The 500-nt window shown below is 69.2% G+C and carries 1 protein-coding gene; it reads left to right on the top strand.

Translation table 11 applies throughout. The annotated features are described in order from the left end of the window. Window positions 1-500: polyketide synthase (locus tag AV521_RS45130; RefSeq protein WP_256726000.1), on the top strand; the 500-nt coding region annotated here is incomplete at both ends.

Consider the following 500-nt stretch of genomic DNA (forward strand, 5'->3'; position numbering starts at 1 on the left):
CGGTTGCTGCTGGAGGTGTCCTGGGAGGTCCTGGAACGCGCGGGACTCGACCCCACCGCATTGAGGGGCAGCCGGACCGGCGTGTTCGTCGGCGCTTCGACGTCTGCGTATCTCCCGGACCTGGAACGGGTGCCGCAGAATGTGGACGGCCATGCCCTGACCGGCAATCTCGCGAGTGTGCTGTCGGGCCGGGTGTCGTATTCGTTCGGTTTCGAGGGGCCTGCGGTGTCGGTGGACACGGCGTGCTCGTCATCGCTGGTCGCGCTGCACCTGGCGGTCCAGGCGCTACGGCAGGGCGAGTGCGAGCTGGCGCTGGCCGGTGGTGTGACTGTGCTGGCCGGCCATGTGGCATTCACCGAGTTCTCCCGGCAGCGGGGCCTCGCGGCCGACGGACGCTGCAAGCCGTTCAGCGCCGCGGCAGACGGCTTCAGCGCCGGCGAAGGCATCGGCCTAATCGCGTTGGAGCGGTTGTCGGATGCTCGTCGGTTGGGGCATCGGGT

Origin of the sequence: Streptomyces sp. IMTB 2501 (assembly GCF_001953885.1) — a bacterium.
Classification (GTDB): domain Bacteria; phylum Actinomycetota; class Actinomycetes; order Streptomycetales; family Streptomycetaceae; genus Streptomyces.